Source organism: Synechococcus sp. 8F6, from assembly GCF_002252665.1.
Lineage (GTDB): Bacteria > Cyanobacteriota > Cyanobacteriia > PCC-6307 > Cyanobiaceae > Cyanobium_A.
In genome coordinates this window covers 343,581-357,602 of record NZ_NQKZ01000001.1, presented here as the reverse complement: position 1 = coordinate 357,602, position 14,022 = coordinate 343,581, and the positions used below count along the sequence as shown (strand labels likewise).

Here is a 14,022-nt window from a genome sequence, read left to right as displayed (position 1 = left end):
CGCCCCTTGAGCGCCCCCACCATCCCCGTTCTGCTGCGCTGGCAGGGCACGCTCCAAAGCGCTTCCAGTAGGGCCCTCGGGCGGCATTTGCACCTGATTGCCGGCCTGGTGCTGTGTGCCCTGATGGCCGGCCTGCCGCTGGTGACCCGCAGCGGCCTAAGCCTGCTGATCCTGGCCAGTGGCCTGCTGTGGCTGCTGCTGGCTTTACGCACCCCCCCGGGGCCCCTGGGAGAGATCGATCGCTGGATCCTGGGGATCCTGGCCCTGGCCCTGCTGGCCACGGGCTTCTCCCCGGTGCCCCTGGCCGCCGCCAAGGGGCTGCTGAAGCTGGCGAGCTATCTCGGGGTGTACGCCCTGATGCGCCAGCTGCTGGCAACGGCATCCATCTGGTGGGACCGGATCGTGGCGGCGTTGCTGGCCGGAGAGTTGGTGACCTGCGTGATCGGCATCCGCCAGCTTTACGGCGACACCGCCGAGCTGGCCCGCTGGGCCGACCCCAACTCCGTGGCCGATGGCACGGTGCGGATCTACAGCACGCTGGAGAACCCCAACCTGCTGGCGGGATACCTGCTGCCGATCCTGCCCCTGGCGCTGGTGGCCCTGCTGCGCTGGCCTGGGGGGGCACGCAAACTGTTTGCCCTCACGGCCCTGGTGCTCGGGGTGGCGGCCCTGGTGCTCACCTACAGCCGCGGCGCCTGGATGGGACTGGTGGCCGAAGCCGCTGTGATCGTGTTGCTGCTCGCCATCCGCGGCACCCGCGCCTGGCCTCCCCTGTGGCGCAAGGTGGTTCCCCTGCTGCTGCTGCTTGGCGGTGCGGCCCTGCTGGTGGTGCTGGTGACCCAGGTGGAGCCGCTGCGGGTGCGGGTGATGAGCCTGGTGGCAGGCCGGCAGGACAGCTCCAACAACTTCCGCATCAATGTGTGGCTGGCGGCGCTGGACATGATCCAGGCCCGCCCTTGGCTGGGGATCGGCCCTGGCAACGACGCCTTCAACCAGATCTATCCGCTCTTTCAGCAACCCAAGTTCAACGCCCTCAGCGCTTACTCCATTCCTCTCGAGCTGGCGGTCGAGGCCGGCATCCCGGGGCTGCTGGCGGGCATCGGCCTGCTGGTGGCGAGCTTGCGCCGCGCCATCAGCCTGTGGCGCGGCGATGGGGTGTTCAGTCTGCCGGCCTTGGCCGTGATCGCCGTGATCGCCGGACTTGGCGTGCAAGGACTCACCGACACGATCTTTTTCCGGCCCGAGGTCCAACTGATCGGTTGGTTCTGCGTGGCCACCCTCGCGGCGGGGGCTGCTACGGAGGCGGGAGCCACTCCTGATCGTGGCTGAACTCCGGTTGATCGCCGGCTTCGATGCCGGCCAGACCCACACCACCTGTCGCCTGAGCGACGCCGACGGCGCTGCGGTGCTGGCGGAAGGGCAGGGGCCCGGGGTGTGTCACCTGGCCGCTCCCGAAGGCCCCGCTCGGTTGCGTTCGGCCCTCCAGGAGAGTTGGGCCCAGGCCTGCAGCCAGCTCGGAACTGCTGGCACAGCGCCAGCGCCCACCCGCCTGCTGGCGGCCGCCATCGGGGCCAGCGGCATCGAGGTGGGCGCTCCGGTGCAAGCTGCCGCCCGCGAGCTGGCGGCCCAAGCCCTGGGGCTGCCCCTGCCGCGGGTGGTGGTCACCGGGGATGAGCGCACGGCCCTGCGCGGCGCCATGGGCCGTCACCGGGGCGGCATCGTGGTGATCAGCGGCACCGGCATGATCGCCGTGGGGCGCAACCCGGCCGGCCTGGAGCACCGCTGCGGCGGCTGGGGCTGGCTGCTCGATGGGGCCGGCTCCGCCATGGACATCGGCCGCGATGGGCTGGCCCTGAGCCTGGAGATGGCGGATGGCCGCCAGCCCGACTCACCCTTGCGCGCCCGGCTGTGGGCCGGGCTGGACGTGCACCCAGACGATCCCCACGCCGCCCAGGCGATCAAGGCCAAGGTGGTGGAACCAAACTTCGGCGCTGCGGGCTTCGCCCGCCTGGCCCCCCTGGTGATGGCCGCCGCCAGCGAGGGTGATGCGGCCGCCGCGGCGGTGGTGGAGCGCTCGGCGCTCGCCCTGGCCCAGATGGTGATCACCATCAGCCAACGCCTGCAGTTGGAGGCGCCGCCGGTGTGGCCCATGGGTGGCGCCCTGGAGCACCTGCCCCTGCTGCGCGCCCGGCTGGCCGCCGCCCTGGAACTTCGCTGCCCCGGCGCCCAGCTGCTGACGCCGGATGGAGATGCCTGCAGCGGCGCCCTCGCCCTGGCCCGCGACTGCCTGGCATCCTCCGCCGCGGATGGGGCCGCAAATTAGGCCGCGTTCAGATGCCGTTCGGCTTCAGCGGCCAGCTGGCTGGCCCAGTGATCCACCAACGGCTGCTCTGCCGCCTCCACCATCACCCGCAACAGCGGTTCGGTGCCGCTGGCCCGCACCAACACCCGGCCTCGGCCCTCCATGGCTGCCTCCGCGGCCTCCACGGCCTGCCGCAGGGGCTCGCACTGCTGCCACTGCTGACGCCGCTGTCGATCGGGCACCGTCACATTTACCAGGGTCTGGGGATAGGGCTGGAAACTGTTGTCCATCCAGTCGGCCAGGCTCTGGCCGGAGCGGTGCAGCAGGGTGGCCACCTGCAGGGCCGTGAGCAGACCGTCACCGCTCATGCCGTGACGGGCCGAAAGGATGTGGCCCGACTGCTCACCGCCCAGGCCCGCCCCCATCTGCTCCATCGCCTGGTGCACGTACTGATCACCCACGGCGGTGCGCTCCAGCACGCCGCCCTTGGCCTGCCAGGCCCTCTCAAAACCGAGATTCGACATCACCGTGGCAACGATGCGATTGGCCGGCAGCTGCCCCTCCGCCAGCAACGACGATCCCCACAGGTAAAGGATCTGGTCGCCATCCACCACCCGGCCCTGGCCGTCCACCGCCAGCATCCGGTCGGCGTCGCCGTCAAAGGCAAAGCCCATCGCGGCGCCCTTTTCAATCACCGCCTGTCGCAGGGGCTCGAGGTGGGTGCTGCCGCAGCCCACGTTGATGCGCTCGCCATCGGGTTGGCCGTGCAGCACCGTGAGCTCAGCTCCGAGGGCGCGGAACACCGCCTCGCCGCAGGCCGTCGCCGAACCCCAGCAGAGGTCGAGCACAATCCGACACCCCTCCAGCCGGCGACCCCTAACGCTGGCCAGCAGGGCGCGTTGGTAGTCGGCCAGCAGATCGTGGCGATCCAGCACGACACCGGTGCCGCTGAAGCCACCCGAAGCACCGGGGCCCCCATCCACACCCTGCAGCCCCGCTTCGATCGCCCGCTGCTGGCCGCGGCTGAGCTTGGCGCCGGAAGCGCCAAACACCTTGATGCCGTTGTCGTGAGGAGGGTTGTGGCTGGCCGACACCATCAGCCCGCCGGCCGCCCCCAGGCGCCTGATCGCACCGGGAATCGCGGGCGTGGGACAGAGGCCAAGGGTCCACACCTCCCGGCCCGCAGCCGTGAGGCCCGCGGTGAGTGCCGCCACCAGCATCGGCCCGCTGCTGCGGGAATCCATGCCGATCAGCACCGGCGCGCCGGCGGGCAGCACCTGACCGCACCAGAAGCCCACCTGCAACGCCAACGCCGGACTCACCTGGCTGCCGACGCGGCCGCGGATGCCATCGGTGCCGAAGCCAGCCACGCCACCCCTCAGGGGATGGCCGACGGGATGGGGAGCCAGCTCGGCCATGGGCAGGTGCCGCGAAGGAGCTCAGGCTACGTGGACTGGCGGGAGCCCTCAACGCCAGCGCCGGGGCCACCAGATCCAGCGCAGCAGCTCCCATACGGCCCACAGCAGCAGCAGTCCCACCACCCAGCCCGGCAGCCAGATCAGCGACCACCAGGGGCGCAGCAACAGCACCAATCCGGCCGCCGCCAGCACCCGCAACGCCCGCAGCCGCTGCTCGGCGCCAGGCAGGCTGGAGAGATAGGGGGGCAGAGGGGGCAGGCGCACCAGCAAGGCCGGATCCGAACCTCCCCAGAATGCCGAAGAATGCAAAAGCCGTGCCGCTGTTGCCCTTGGCTCGCCTCCCCCTGCTGCTGGCCCTCACCTGCCTGGGTAGTGGCGCGGCGCTGGTGGGCGGTCGGGCCCTGCTGAACCAACTCCCGGCACCGGACCCCAACACCCCCACGGCCCATCTGGAGCGCCTGAGCCGGCTCTCCCCCGATCCAGCGCGGCGCCGGGAGGCCAACCTGCTGCTGCTGGGCCGCCAGGGGGAGGACCCGGCGCGCGCGCGCCAGCTGCTGCGCGGCCAGGGCTGGGGCCGCGATGGCCTCGCCGCCCTGGTGCTCAAGCGCGATGCCCTGGCCGCCGAAGCGCTGGCAGACCGCGAAGCCGCCCAGCAGCGCTGGCGGCAACTGCTGCGGCGCTTCCCCCAGACGCCGGCCGCTGCCGATGCGCTCTACGTCCTCGGCCGAGACCAGCCCAGGCTCCGCCAGGAGCTGCTCCAGCGCTTCGCCGCCCATCCAGCGGCCCTAGCGGCTGCGGTGGAGGCGGGCCCGGCCCCAGAGACGCGCCGCGACGGCGCCCTGCACCTGGCCCGCCACGGTGTGCGCTGGCCCGGCGCTGCAGCGCGGCTGCGCCAGGCCTGCCGGCAACCCACTGCCGCCCCCACACCCCAACAGCGCGACCAGCTGGCCGGTGGCCTGGCGCAACTGGGCGATGCGGAAGCCGCCCTGGCCTGCTTGAACGGCAGCCAGCCCGGCCTCGACACCCAGTTGGCACTGGCCAAGGCGTTGCTCAGCGGCGGCAGCGCCCAGCAGGCCCAGGGCCGGCTGCTGCAGCTGGCCCGCTCGGCGCCGGGCTCCCCCCAGGCCCGCGAGGCCGTGGCCCTGCTCAGCGAGCAACCCGGGCCAAGCAGCCTGCAGGCCCTCGCCGCGCTACCCGCCAGCCTGCAGAACACCGCCCCGGTGCAGGCCCGGCGCGCCCTGGACCCAGGCACCGAGGCCGTGCTGGCGGTGCTGAAGCGCTGGCCCGCCGATCCGGCCAGCTGGGAGCTGCAGTGGCAACGGGCCCGGCGGGCTCTGCTAGAGCGCCAGTGGGCCACGGCCGAGGCGCTGCTGAGCGCACCGATCGACCATGCGCTGCCGGTGGGACTGGCGGGCCGCCAGCGCTTCTGGCTGGGCTTCAGCCAATGGCAACAGGGGCAGCGGAGCGAGGCCAAGAGCACCTGGACCCGCCTACTCCAGCGCCATCCCGAGGGTTACTACGGCTGGCGCGCCGCGGTGCGGCTCGGCCAGGGGGATCTCAGCCTCGATCCACGCCGCAGCCCTGCCCTCCTGCTCCCCAATTGGCAGCCCCTGGCCAGCGGCGATCCCGCCCTCGATCGGCTCTGGCGCCTCGACCAACCCCTGGAGGCCTGGGAGCACTGGCGCACGGGCCGCGCCCTCCCCCCCCGCGCTCCGCGGGAGCTGCTGCTGGAAGGCCGGCTGCGCCGCGCCGTGGGCGACCACTGGATCGGCCTGGGGCAACTGGAGCAGGCCAGCCTGCGGCTTCCCGCAGGTCAGTCCTGCGGGCTGGCGCAGCAACTGGAGCGCAGTTTGCAGACCCCCAGCTTTGTGGCGGAGCTGGAGCGAGCCGCCACGGCCTCGGCCGTGCCAGCAACCCTGCTGGCCGCCGTGGCCAAGCAGGAATCCCGTTTCAGCCCTGGGGTGAGCTCCAGCGCCGGTGCCGTGGGGCTGTTGCAACTGATGCCGGACACCGCAGCCGAACTGGCCGGGGGTCCGCTTGGGCCCGAGGCCCTGCGCGATCCCAGCCGCAATGCCCAGCTCGGCGCCCGTTACCTGAAGCAACTGCTGGGGCAATGGCAGGGCAACCCCGTGCTGATGGCCGCCAGCTACAACGCTGGCCCCGGCGCCGTAGCCGGCTGGGTGAACCCCCAGCTGCAGCAGGACCCCGAGCTTTGGATCGAAGCGATCCCGTATCCCGAAACCCGGCTCTACGTCAAAAAGGTGCTCGGCAATCTGTGGAGCTTCCAGCAACGGCCCACGCCGGGCTGTTAACCGCTGCTGGCCAGCCAGCGGCCCACGCCGGCCCCCGCGAGCACCAGCCCCCCCAGGGCCCCGGCCAGGATCAGGGGTGGAGGCGCCACCCGCACCCGGGCCAGATCCAGGCGGGCCAGCAGCACCGTCGAACCGAGGATCAGCACGTTGGTGAGCACCTTGAGGTGCAGCAGATACAGGCCCCCCACCGTGACGATCAGCAACGTGATCACCAGGCTCATCACCCGGCTGGAAGCCATCACGTTGGAGATCCGCTGCAACAGCAGATCGGGCATCGTGCACACCACCACCACCAGCAGGGCGTGGAGGCAATCCAGCGACCAGAACAAACTGGACAACTGCCCCATTCCCGAGGCAGCGGCTCCCTCCAGCGGCTGGCTCCACTGCAGCCCCTCGTAGACGGCGATGGCCGCCAGAACCAGCAGCATTGGTGCCCGCACAGGCAACAGCAGCAGACGCACCAGGGCCATCACGGGGGAGCCAACACCAGGGCAATGGCATCCAGAGGACAACTCGGAATGCACTGTTCACAGACCAGGCAGCGTTGCGCATCGAAGTGCAGCTGCCAAGCGGGCTGACGTAGGCTGAGGGCGCCGCTGGGGCAAACGCTGGAGCACAGGCCGCAATCGACGCAACGGCCGCGGTCGATGGCGATCTGCCCCGGCGCCCGGTTGAGACCCAACCCCTGGCTCTCCAGCCAGGCCTCAGCGGCCGCCAGTTCGTCGATGTCGCCCGAGAGCTCCACCACCATGGTGCCGCTCTGGTTGGGGGCAATCTGAGCCCGCAGGATCTTGGCGGCAACGTCGAAATCCACGGCCAACCGATAGGTGATCGGCAGGTGCACCGCTTCGCGGGGAAAATGCAAGGTGAGGCGCCGTTTCACAGGGGAGGCCGGTGGACGAACAAGGCCGGTTCACCTCAAGCAAAACGCTAGCAAGCACTGGCAAAGTGCAGCCACGCTCCCTCAGTGCGCCCTGCGCAGCCTGCAGCCATGACCAGCCCCTCGCCAAACCCCGGCTTAGGCCCGAGCGAACGCCTGCTGCTGCTGGTGCTGGCCGTGCTGCTGGCGGCTGGCCTGGTGTGGTTTCGGGGTGGCCTGCACCCCGAAGCGCCCCTGGAGCGCCTAGCGCGCCAGTCGCTCGATCTGCCCGTGGCCCTGCGCAACGGCAAGCCGACGGTGGTGGAGTTTTACGCCGACTGGTGTGAGGCCTGCCGCAGCATGGCGCCGGCCATGGAGACGATCGAGGCCCAACACCGGGGGACGCTTGATGTGGTGCTGCTCAACGTCGACAACCCCCGCTGGCAGCCGGAGCTGGAGCGCTTCGACGTCAACGGCATTCCCCAGCTGGAACTGTTCAATGCCGCCGGAACGCCCGTGGGCCGCTCGATCGGGGCCCGCAGCACGGCAGAACTGCAGGCCCTCAGCAGCGCCCTGATTGCCGGCGAACCCCTACCCGCCCTGGCCGGCATGGGCGCCGTCAGCAGCCTCGATGCCACGCCCAACACCACCTCCAACACCAGCGTCGACGTCACAGAGGGCGAAGTCGCTGCAGGCGCGCCAAAGGCTGCCACGATGGCCGGACCCCGCAGCCACGCCTAATTTCCCCCCTGAAATCCGCCATGGATCCCCGTTTCCGCGTCGCCCTGATCGCCGCTACGCCCAACCCCCAGCAGTGCGTGTATGCCGGCATGCACCAGGACTACAGCGAGGGGTTTGTTGTCGCAGACACGGCCAACTGGCCTGACGAAACCAAGGCGGGCGAGATCTGCATCAAGCGGCTACTGGCCGGAGAGCGGGGCCACTACGGCCCCATGGAGCACGCCCAGATCGTGCTCAACGTGGGCTGGTTTCCCCACTCGGTGATGCAGCAGGCGCGCACGCACCGTGTGGGGGTGAGCTTTGACGTGCAGTCGATGCGCTACACGGGCGATCGCATCTGCAAAGCGGCCAACGGAGAGCTGGAGCTGGAGGAGGTGTTTTACCTCCGCCCGGTTGGCAGCTACAGCGACCGGCAGGGCAAGAAATACGCCTACACCGACGAGCAGCGGGCCGTGGATCTGGATCTCTGCCGGGCGGCGGCGGAGCGCTACCGCGACCTGCTGGCGGCGGGCTTCGCTGAAGAGCACGCGCGCGGCATCCTGCCCTTCGACTACCGCCAGCACTTCGTGGTGAGCTTCACCTTGCGGGCCTTCCTGCACTTCCTCGACCTGCGGGCCAAGCTCGATGCGCAGCAGGAAATCCGCGAGCTCTGCGACCTGATGTGGCCTCACTTACAGGCCTGGACCCCGCAATTTGCCGAGTGGTATGAAAAGAGCCGGCTGCACAAGGCTCGCCTGGCGCCTTAAATGCGGGCGAGGGTGACGCGCTCGGGCTGGTGCTGATATTTACCGGCCCGATCTTGATAGGTGGTTTCGCAGGGATCGCCCTCAAAGAAGAGCAACTGGCAGATGCCTTCGTTGGCATAGATCCGGCAATCAGCCCCGGAGGAGTTGCTGAACTCAAGGGTGAGGTGCCCTTCCCAGCTGGCTTCTGCAGGAGTGGTGTTGACAATGATGCCGAGCCGGGCGTAGGTGCTTTTGCCCAGACAGATCACAGTGATATTGGGCGGCACCTTCATCTTCTCCAGCGCCACCCCCAGCCCGTAGGAATGGGCCGGCAGGATGAAATAGGCGCCATCCTCATCCTCATGCAGGGGCGCAGGCTCAAGGTTGGCCGGATTGAACCGCTTGGGGTTCATGATCGTGCCGGGCACGTGCCGGAAGATCAGAAACTCCTTCGCCGACAGGCGCAGGTCGTAGCCATAGGACGAGCAGCCGTAGCTGAGCACCGGTGAACTGGCGGTGTCGGGATCCAGGTGACGCACCAGGCTCGACTGGAAAGGCTGCAGCATTCCGGCCGCGGCCTGCTCGTTGATCCAGCGATCGTTCTTGAGCATTAGAGACCTCGACGCAGCTGGGTGACCTGGTCGGCCATCGCCATCAGCTCAGCAGCCATGGCCGGACCGGTCAGGATGACATCCAGATGGGCCGGCCGGCGATCGAGGGTGGCCACGACGTCGGCCTTGTCGATGTAGCCCAGCTCCACCGCCAGACCCAGCTCGTCGAGCACCATCAGATCGACAGCGCCACTGAGCAACTGCTCACGGCTGAAGGCCCACACCTGGCGCACCGCCTCCACCGACTCCTGATCCTGGTTGGCGGCCCGCTCCGAGAGGCAGGCGGGCACCCCGGGCCGCAACCACTGCAGACGGCCACAAAGCCAAAGGCTGCTCTCCAGCCCCTGATCCACGCCACCCTTGAGAAACTGGCTCACCAGCACCCGACTGCCCAGCCCGGCGGTGCGCAGGGCCTGGCTGAGCACCGCACCGAAACTGCCCCGGAACGGAGCCGTGTGGATTTGGAGCAGACCCTCCTGCTGGGCCACCAAACGCAGCACGGGAGCGGGAGAAACCGCCGCCAGGGGGCGATGGCCTGGGCGATGGAGAACGTGCTGGACCGCAGAAAAACCCGCTCCGGCTCCTGAGGTCAGACCTGGGACGGGCAAGCTGGCGGTCATGAACACCGAGTCAGGACAAGGGGCAGGACAAACAGGGACGTGACTCCCCACCAGAGAAGTCGCGACTGCGGCCCCCGGGGACCTGAATGTAGCGGGATCGGACCGTTCCACAAGCGAATGACACCATCCCTGGTGGAAACATCCGTACTGCTGCGCCCAAAACCAGCCAGGGGCAACAGCAAGGCGACGGTAAATCGTGTGCGTTGCTACAGGGGCACCCCCGGGTGATCCTTAGGGTCCGGCCACTTGCCTAAGCCACGATGGTTGGCGCCACCCACGGATTCAGCCGTACCGCCGCCACCCCATCGACCGGGGCCCCAGGGGTGGTGGCCGGCATGGGCAGCGCTGGCCAGGCCAGTCCCACCCTGCTGGAGGTGATCCGCGGGCTGGCCGGCAGCAGCGTCGAAACGATCGAACGGGGCAAGACGATCTTTTTCCCCGGCGATCCAGCCGAACGGGTGTACCTGCTGCGCCGCGGTGCGGTGCGGCTCTCGCGCGTCTACGAATCCGGCGAAGAAATCACGGTGGCCCTGCTGCGGGAAAACAGCCTGTTTGGGGTGCTGTCCCTGCTCACGGGCCAGCGCTCAGATCGCTTTTATCACGCTGTGGCCTTCACCCGGGTCGAGATGGTGACCGCTCCAGCCACCTCGGTGCGGCGCGCCATCGAGCAGGACGCCAGCGTCGGGTTGCTGCTGCTGCAGGGCCTTTCCTCACGCATCCTGCAAACCGAAACGATGATCGAAACCCTCACCCACCGGGACATGAGCTCGCGGCTGGTGAGCTTTCTCTTGGTGCTCTGCCGCGACTTCGGCGTTCCCAGCAGCGAGGGCATCACCATCGATCTGCGCCTGTCCCACCAGGCCATCGCCGAAGCCATCGGCTCCACGCGCGTCACGATCACCCGCCTGCTGGGGGATCTACGCAACGACGGCCTGGTGCAGATCGACCGCAAGAAAATCACCGTCTTTGACCCGATTGCCCTGGCCAAACGCTTCAGCTGAGCGCTTCGGCTGAGGGGCAGGGATACTGGGGCCCGTTCGCAGACGCATGTGACCGGCTGGCTGCTGATCTTGGCGCTGCTAGCCCTGGGGGGAGTGCTCTCCACCCTGGGTGACCGGCTGGGCAGCCGGGTTGGCAAGGCGCGCCTCAGTCTGTTCAAGCTGAGGCCCCGACGCACCGCCGTGTTGATCACGGTGCTCACCGGCAGCCTGATCAGCGCGATCTCGCTGGGGCTGATGCTGCTGGTGAGTGAGCGCCTGCGCACGGGTCTGTTCGAGCTCGATCGGCTGGAGGATCGTCTGCAGAGCAGCCGCCGCCAGCTGGCCAGCAGTCAGGCCCAACTGGCCACCAGCCAGCAGGAGCTCAACCGGGCCGAACAGGGGAAACGGGATGCGCAACAGCGGTTCGAACAGGCCCAGGCGCGGGCCAATCAGCTGCGTCAGGAACTGGCTCCGCTGGTTGCCCAACGCAACAGCCTGGAGGTGGAACGCACACGGCTCAGCCGTGAGGTTCAAGACCGCGACGCTGACATCCGACGCACCGAAACCGAACTGGCCCAGGTGCGCCGCCGCATTGCCGCAGGCGCCCAAGAACTCAAGGATCTTGAGAGCAACCTGATTGCCCTGCGCCGCGGCGATGTGGTGATCACCAGCGGTCAGACCTTGGCCAGCGCCAAGGTGACCCTGGAGCAGCCCGAGCAGGCCAGCGCCGTGATCACGGCCCTGCTGCAACAAGCCAACCTCTCCGCATTCCGGCGGGTGTTGCCTGGCCAGCAGGTCGACCGCCAGATCCTGCTGGTGCCCAAGAGCGACATCGCCAAATTGGAGGGACTCCTGGCCAAACCCGGCAGCTGGGTGGTGAGCATCCTGTCGGCCGCCAACGTGTTGCGGGGTGAGCGCCAGGTGCTCGCCTTCCCCGACCTCCGCCCAAACCGGGCTGTCGTCAAGGCCGGCGAAGTGCTGGCCAGCACCACCATCGAAGGCGACCTCAGCAGCGTGGAAGCGATCAATCGCCGGCTCAACCTGCTGTTGGCGGCGGCCTATGCCAAGGCCCAACGCCAGGGCACCGCGGCGGAGGGCCTGCAGTTTGATGCGGCCCGTTTGAGCCAACTGGGCCGCGATCTGAGCGAAAGGCCAGCGGGCCAGGTGGCGCAACTGGAAGCCGTGGCCATGCGCGATGCCGACACCCCCGACCCAATTGCGGTGGAGGTGCGCTGGCTGCGACCTGGCGCGCCGGCCGGCGCTGGCCCAGGCCCCGGCCGCCCATGACGGCGGCGGGCTTGATCGCGGGGCTCGATCCAGGCCGCAGCAAATGTGGCCTGGTGCTGGCCGATCTAGCGCAAGCCCGCGTTCTGGAGGCGGCGATCCTGCCCCCGGAGGCGAGCCGGGCCCAGCTCCAGGCCTGGCGACGCCAGGGGCTGACCCGGGTGGTGGTGGGCAACGGCACCAGCAGTGGCACCTGGCGCGGCCCGCTGGCCGCACTGGCCCTGAAGCTGGAGCTGGTCGACGAGCGCGGCAGCACCCTGGCCGCCCGCGATCGCTACTGGGAGCTGTTTCCAGCCAGCGGTTGGTGGCGGCTGCTGCCGGCGGGTCTGCGGCTACCCCGCCGCGACATCGACGACGTGGTGGCCCAGCTGTTGGTGGAGCGACACAGCGGCTTACGGCTGCAGCGGCCCACGCCGGAGGTGCGCCGCAGCCTGCAGGGCCTCAGAAGCGAGCCCGCACCGTGAAGGCGTAGTCGCCACCTGGCTCCAGTTGGTAATCCACCTTGAGCAGATAGCGCAGCAGGGCGTCCTGGATCAGGGCCCGGCCCAACGACGGCTCCACGCTGAGCTCACCGCGATCGAAAGCCCAACGAAACCTCCACTGATAGCCACCGGCGCTCACCTCCCCCTCCAGCACCCGCTGGCTGAAGCTCTGGTGCAGCACCCGCAGCTGGGCCGTGGTGGAGGGAAGGCGCGCCATGGCGTCAGGTTGCCGCGTCTTCCGGCTGGAAACTGTTGAGACGGTTACCGGCCCGCTCCAGCCCGAGGCGCTGGATCAAGCCGATGCCGGCTTCCACCTCGGCCAGCACCGCCGCAAGCAGGGGCTGCTCGGCCGCGCTGAAGCGCCCCAGCACGTGACCCACGGTGCGGGCGCGGCGTTCAGCCGGGTTTTGGGCCGGAGCACCGATGCCGATGCGCAAACGCGGGAAGTCCTGGGTGCCCAGATGGCTGATCGTGCTGCGCAGGCCGTTATGGCCGCCGGCACTGCCAGAGGCCCGCAAGCGCAGCTTGCCGAGGGGCAGATCCATGTCATCCACCACCACCAGCAGCTGGGACGGCTCCAGACCAAACCAGTCGAGGGCGGCCCGGATCGAGCGCCCGCTGTCGTTCATGTAGGTCTGGGGCATCAACAGCCGCAGGCGTGTCGCCCCCTGGCCCACCTCCGCCAGCAGACCATGCAACTTGGGCTGCTGGCGAAACGCGGTGCCCCCGGCAGCGGCGAGGCGCTCCAGCGCCATAAACCCAACGTTGTGGCGCGTTGCGGCGTATTTGGAGCCTGGATTGCCCAGGCCCACCAGGAGCTGCAACGGCGCAGCCGACGCCGGAGACCCTGAGCTCACGGCAGATCAGGCCGCCGGACGCGCATCCGACGGATCATCAGGCAAGGGCGTCGGATCAAGGACCTGGGCCGTTGGCTCCGGATCGACGCTGGCAGGCGCCGCAGGCGGTAGATCAGCGGATGCCAGATCGGTGGTGGCGATGGCTGAGCGAAATTCCTTTTCGAACTCGGAGGAGGCCGACTGGAACCCTTTGAGGGTGCGCCCCAGAGTTTTCCCCAGCTCTGGTAGACGCTTCGGCCCAAACACCAGCAACCCGATGGCAGCAATCACCGCCAATTCGGGAAGGCCGATGCCGAAGACGTTCATTGGGAGAAGGGGTGGGGCGGAGCGAACAGCGCCGGCTCAGCCGAGGCCGTTCCAGTTGACGGTGATGCCCTCGAGCAGGAGCGACTTGTTGTACAGCTGCAGGATGATCAGCAGGAACACCAGGAACAGCACCATGAAGATGCCCATCACGGGTGTGGTGCCCCAGCCGGGAACAACCTTGCCGTACTCCGAATTGAGTGGGCGCAGGATGTCTCCGAGGCGGGTGCGTTGGGCCATGACTTCTGCAGCCTCTCGGGCATGGATTCGCTCTCGTTACTGTAAGGGGCCTGCGTGCCTCAGCGCGCCGGGGCGAAGACAGTTGTGAAGCAACCCGTCACCTGCCCGCCGACCGGCCCGCCGATTTCCCCCTATGGACCCCACCGCCACCACAAGCTCTCCGGCCCTATCCGTGGCCCTCGCCGTTCTGGCAGTGCTGCTGGCCCTGACCGGCTTCGGGGTGTATCAGGCCTTCGGTCCGCCCTCCAAGGGACTCACCGACCCCTTCGACGACCACGACGACTGAGG

Annotated in this window: 19 protein-coding genes; 9 read left to right on the top strand and 10 right to left on the bottom strand. The window is 69.0% G+C overall.

Annotated elements, in window-relative coordinates:
- The first annotated feature begins 6 nt into the window (after positions 1-6).
- Positions 7-1,329 carry an IctB family putative bicarbonate transporter gene (locus CJZ78_RS01820; RefSeq protein WP_233128401.1) on the top strand — a complete coding sequence of 441 codons (1,323 nt, stop codon included), beginning with the start codon at positions 7-9 and terminating at the stop codon, positions 1,327-1,329.
- Positions 1,322-2,323 (top strand): BadF/BadG/BcrA/BcrD ATPase family protein, encoded by a 1,002-nt coding sequence (locus tag CJZ78_RS01815; RefSeq protein ID WP_094559163.1) that lies wholly within the window; start codon positions 1,322-1,324, stop codon positions 2,321-2,323. The genes CJZ78_RS01820 and CJZ78_RS01815 overlap by 8 nt, the downstream gene beginning before the upstream one ends.
- On the opposite strand, the gene glmM is transcribed toward CJZ78_RS01815, so the two are convergent.
- Together glmM and CJZ78_RS01805 are read right to left on the bottom strand one after the other, a co-directional pair.
- A complete protein-coding gene (glmM, locus tag CJZ78_RS01810) occupies positions 2,320-3,720 on the bottom strand; it encodes a phosphoglucosamine mutase (protein WP_094559162.1) in 1,401 nt (466 codons plus the stop codon). The two genes, CJZ78_RS01815 and glmM, sit on opposite strands and share 4 nt — an antisense overlap.
- A 48-nt stretch (positions 3,721-3,768) precedes the next feature.
- Positions 3,769-3,984: a hypothetical protein gene (locus CJZ78_RS01805; RefSeq protein WP_094559235.1), complete on the bottom strand. Its 216-nt coding sequence runs from the start codon at positions 3,982-3,984 to the stop codon at positions 3,769-3,771.
- A gap of 65 nt (positions 3,985-4,049) precedes the next feature.
- Between CJZ78_RS01805 and CJZ78_RS01800 the strand changes: the two genes are divergently transcribed.
- The gene (locus CJZ78_RS01800; RefSeq protein WP_233128400.1) at positions 4,050-6,032 is read left to right on the top strand and encodes a lytic transglycosylase domain-containing protein; all 1,983 of its coding nucleotides are present in this window, start codon (positions 4,050-4,052) and stop codon (positions 6,030-6,032) included.
- Here the strand turns inward: CJZ78_RS01800 and CJZ78_RS01795 are convergent.
- Complete coding sequence (locus tag CJZ78_RS01795; RefSeq protein ID WP_094559160.1) at positions 6,029-6,502, bottom strand: hypothetical protein; 474 nt, start codon at positions 6,500-6,502, stop codon at positions 6,029-6,031. The genes CJZ78_RS01800 and CJZ78_RS01795 overlap by 4 nt on opposite strands.
- A complete protein-coding gene (locus tag CJZ78_RS01790) occupies positions 6,502-6,915 on the bottom strand; it encodes an NIL domain-containing protein (protein WP_094559159.1) in 414 nt (137 codons plus the stop codon). The genes CJZ78_RS01795 and CJZ78_RS01790 overlap by 1 nt, the downstream gene beginning before the upstream one ends.
- A 108-nt stretch (positions 6,916-7,023) precedes the next feature.
- Between CJZ78_RS01790 and CJZ78_RS01785 the strand changes: the two genes are divergently transcribed.
- Positions 7,024-7,632, top strand: coding sequence for a thioredoxin domain-containing protein (locus tag CJZ78_RS01785; RefSeq protein WP_094559158.1), 609 nt, complete (start codon positions 7,024-7,026; stop codon positions 7,630-7,632).
- A gap of 20 nt (positions 7,633-7,652) precedes the next feature.
- A complete protein-coding gene (gene thyX / locus CJZ78_RS01780; protein ID WP_094559157.1) occupies positions 7,653-8,378 on the top strand; it encodes an FAD-dependent thymidylate synthase in 726 nt (241 codons plus the stop codon).
- Here thyX and dcd read toward each other — a convergent pair.
- Entirely contained in the window at positions 8,375-8,968 is a 594-nt protein-coding gene (gene dcd / locus CJZ78_RS01775) for a dCTP deaminase (protein WP_094559156.1), read from the bottom strand. The genes thyX and dcd overlap by 4 nt on opposite strands.
- Entirely contained in the window at positions 8,968-9,588 is a 621-nt protein-coding gene (locus CJZ78_RS01770) for a cob(I)yrinic acid a,c-diamide adenosyltransferase (protein ID WP_094559155.1), read from the bottom strand. Before CJZ78_RS01770 ends, dcd begins: the two co-directional genes overlap by 1 nt.
- Positions 9,589-9,848: 260 nt before the next feature.
- Here CJZ78_RS01770 and ntcA point away from each other — a divergent pair, with 260 nt between their 5' ends.
- The 3 genes from ntcA to CJZ78_RS01755 are packed head-to-tail and all read left to right on the top strand — an operon-like array spanning position 9,849 to position 12,316.
- Complete coding sequence (ntcA, locus tag CJZ78_RS01765; RefSeq protein ID WP_094559154.1) at positions 9,849-10,589, top strand: global nitrogen regulator NtcA; 741 nt, start codon at positions 9,849-9,851, stop codon at positions 10,587-10,589.
- Between the two features lie 48 nt (positions 10,590-10,637).
- Positions 10,638-11,855: a DUF3084 domain-containing protein gene (locus tag CJZ78_RS01760; protein ID WP_094559153.1), complete on the top strand. Its 1,218-nt coding sequence runs from the start codon at positions 10,638-10,640 to the stop codon at positions 11,853-11,855.
- Complete coding sequence (locus CJZ78_RS01755) at positions 11,852-12,316, top strand: resolvase (RefSeq protein ID WP_094559152.1); 465 nt, start codon at positions 11,852-11,854, stop codon at positions 12,314-12,316. The genes CJZ78_RS01760 and CJZ78_RS01755 overlap by 4 nt, the downstream gene beginning before the upstream one ends.
- Here the strand turns inward: CJZ78_RS01755 and CJZ78_RS01750 are convergent.
- The 4 genes from CJZ78_RS01750 to psbH are packed head-to-tail and all read right to left on the bottom strand — an operon-like array spanning position 12,294 to position 13,734.
- Positions 12,294-12,551 carry a DUF3146 family protein gene (locus CJZ78_RS01750; protein ID WP_094559151.1) on the bottom strand — a complete coding sequence of 86 codons (258 nt, stop codon included), beginning with the start codon at positions 12,549-12,551 and terminating at the stop codon, positions 12,294-12,296. The two genes, CJZ78_RS01755 and CJZ78_RS01750, sit on opposite strands and share 23 nt — an antisense overlap.
- Positions 12,552-12,555: 4 nt before the next feature.
- Positions 12,556-13,191, bottom strand: coding sequence for an aminoacyl-tRNA hydrolase (gene pth, locus CJZ78_RS01745; protein WP_094559150.1), 636 nt, complete (start codon positions 13,189-13,191; stop codon positions 12,556-12,558).
- Positions 13,192-13,197: 6 nt separating this feature from the next.
- Positions 13,198-13,497 carry a TatA/E family twin arginine-targeting protein translocase gene (locus tag CJZ78_RS01740; protein ID WP_094559149.1) on the bottom strand — a complete coding sequence of 100 codons (300 nt, stop codon included), beginning with the start codon at positions 13,495-13,497 and terminating at the stop codon, positions 13,198-13,200.
- Between the two features lie 36 nt (positions 13,498-13,533).
- Entirely contained in the window at positions 13,534-13,734 is a 201-nt protein-coding gene (gene psbH, locus CJZ78_RS01735; RefSeq protein WP_094559148.1) for a photosystem II reaction center phosphoprotein PsbH, read from the bottom strand.
- Between the two features lie 133 nt (positions 13,735-13,867).
- Here psbH and psbN point away from each other — a divergent pair, with 133 nt between their 5' ends.
- Entirely contained in the window at positions 13,868-14,020 is a 153-nt protein-coding gene (psbN, locus tag CJZ78_RS01730) for a photosystem II reaction center protein PsbN (protein WP_094559147.1), read from the top strand.
- Positions 14,021-14,022 lie beyond the last annotated feature (2 nt).

Excerpts from the sequence above, each read along its gene's own strand:
- glmM (WP_094559162.1), bottom strand. The coding sequence starts at position 3,720 with ATGGCCGAGCTGGCTCCCCATCCCGTCGGCCATCCCCTGAGGGGTGGC.
- CJZ78_RS01795 (WP_094559160.1), bottom strand. The coding sequence starts at position 6,502 with ATGGCCCTGGTGCGTCTGCTGCTGTTGCCTGTGCGGGCACCAATGCTG.
- CJZ78_RS01785 (WP_094559158.1), top strand. The coding sequence starts at position 7,024 with ATGACCAGCCCCTCGCCAAACCCCGGCTTAGGCCCGAGCGAACGCCTG.
- thyX (WP_094559157.1), top strand. The coding sequence starts at position 7,653 with ATGGATCCCCGTTTCCGCGTCGCCCTGATCGCCGCTACGCCCAACCCC.
- dcd (WP_094559156.1), bottom strand. The coding sequence starts at position 8,968 with ATGCTCAAGAACGATCGCTGGATCAACGAGCAGGCCGCGGCCGGAATG.
- CJZ78_RS01770 (WP_094559155.1), bottom strand. The coding sequence starts at position 9,588 with ATGACCGCCAGCTTGCCCGTCCCAGGTCTGACCTCAGGAGCCGGAGCG.
- ntcA (WP_094559154.1), top strand. The coding sequence starts at position 9,849 with ATGGTTGGCGCCACCCACGGATTCAGCCGTACCGCCGCCACCCCATCG.
- CJZ78_RS01755 (WP_094559152.1), top strand. The coding sequence starts at position 11,852 with ATGACGGCGGCGGGCTTGATCGCGGGGCTCGATCCAGGCCGCAGCAAA.
- CJZ78_RS01750 (WP_094559151.1), bottom strand. The coding sequence starts at position 12,551 with ATGGCGCGCCTTCCCTCCACCACGGCCCAGCTGCGGGTGCTGCACCAG.
- CJZ78_RS01740 (WP_094559149.1), bottom strand. The coding sequence starts at position 13,497 with ATGAACGTCTTCGGCATCGGCCTTCCCGAATTGGCGGTGATTGCTGCC.
- psbH (WP_094559148.1), bottom strand. The coding sequence starts at position 13,734 with ATGGCCCAACGCACCCGCCTCGGAGACATCCTGCGCCCACTCAATTCG.
- psbN (WP_094559147.1), top strand. The coding sequence starts at position 13,868 with ATGGACCCCACCGCCACCACAAGCTCTCCGGCCCTATCCGTGGCCCTC.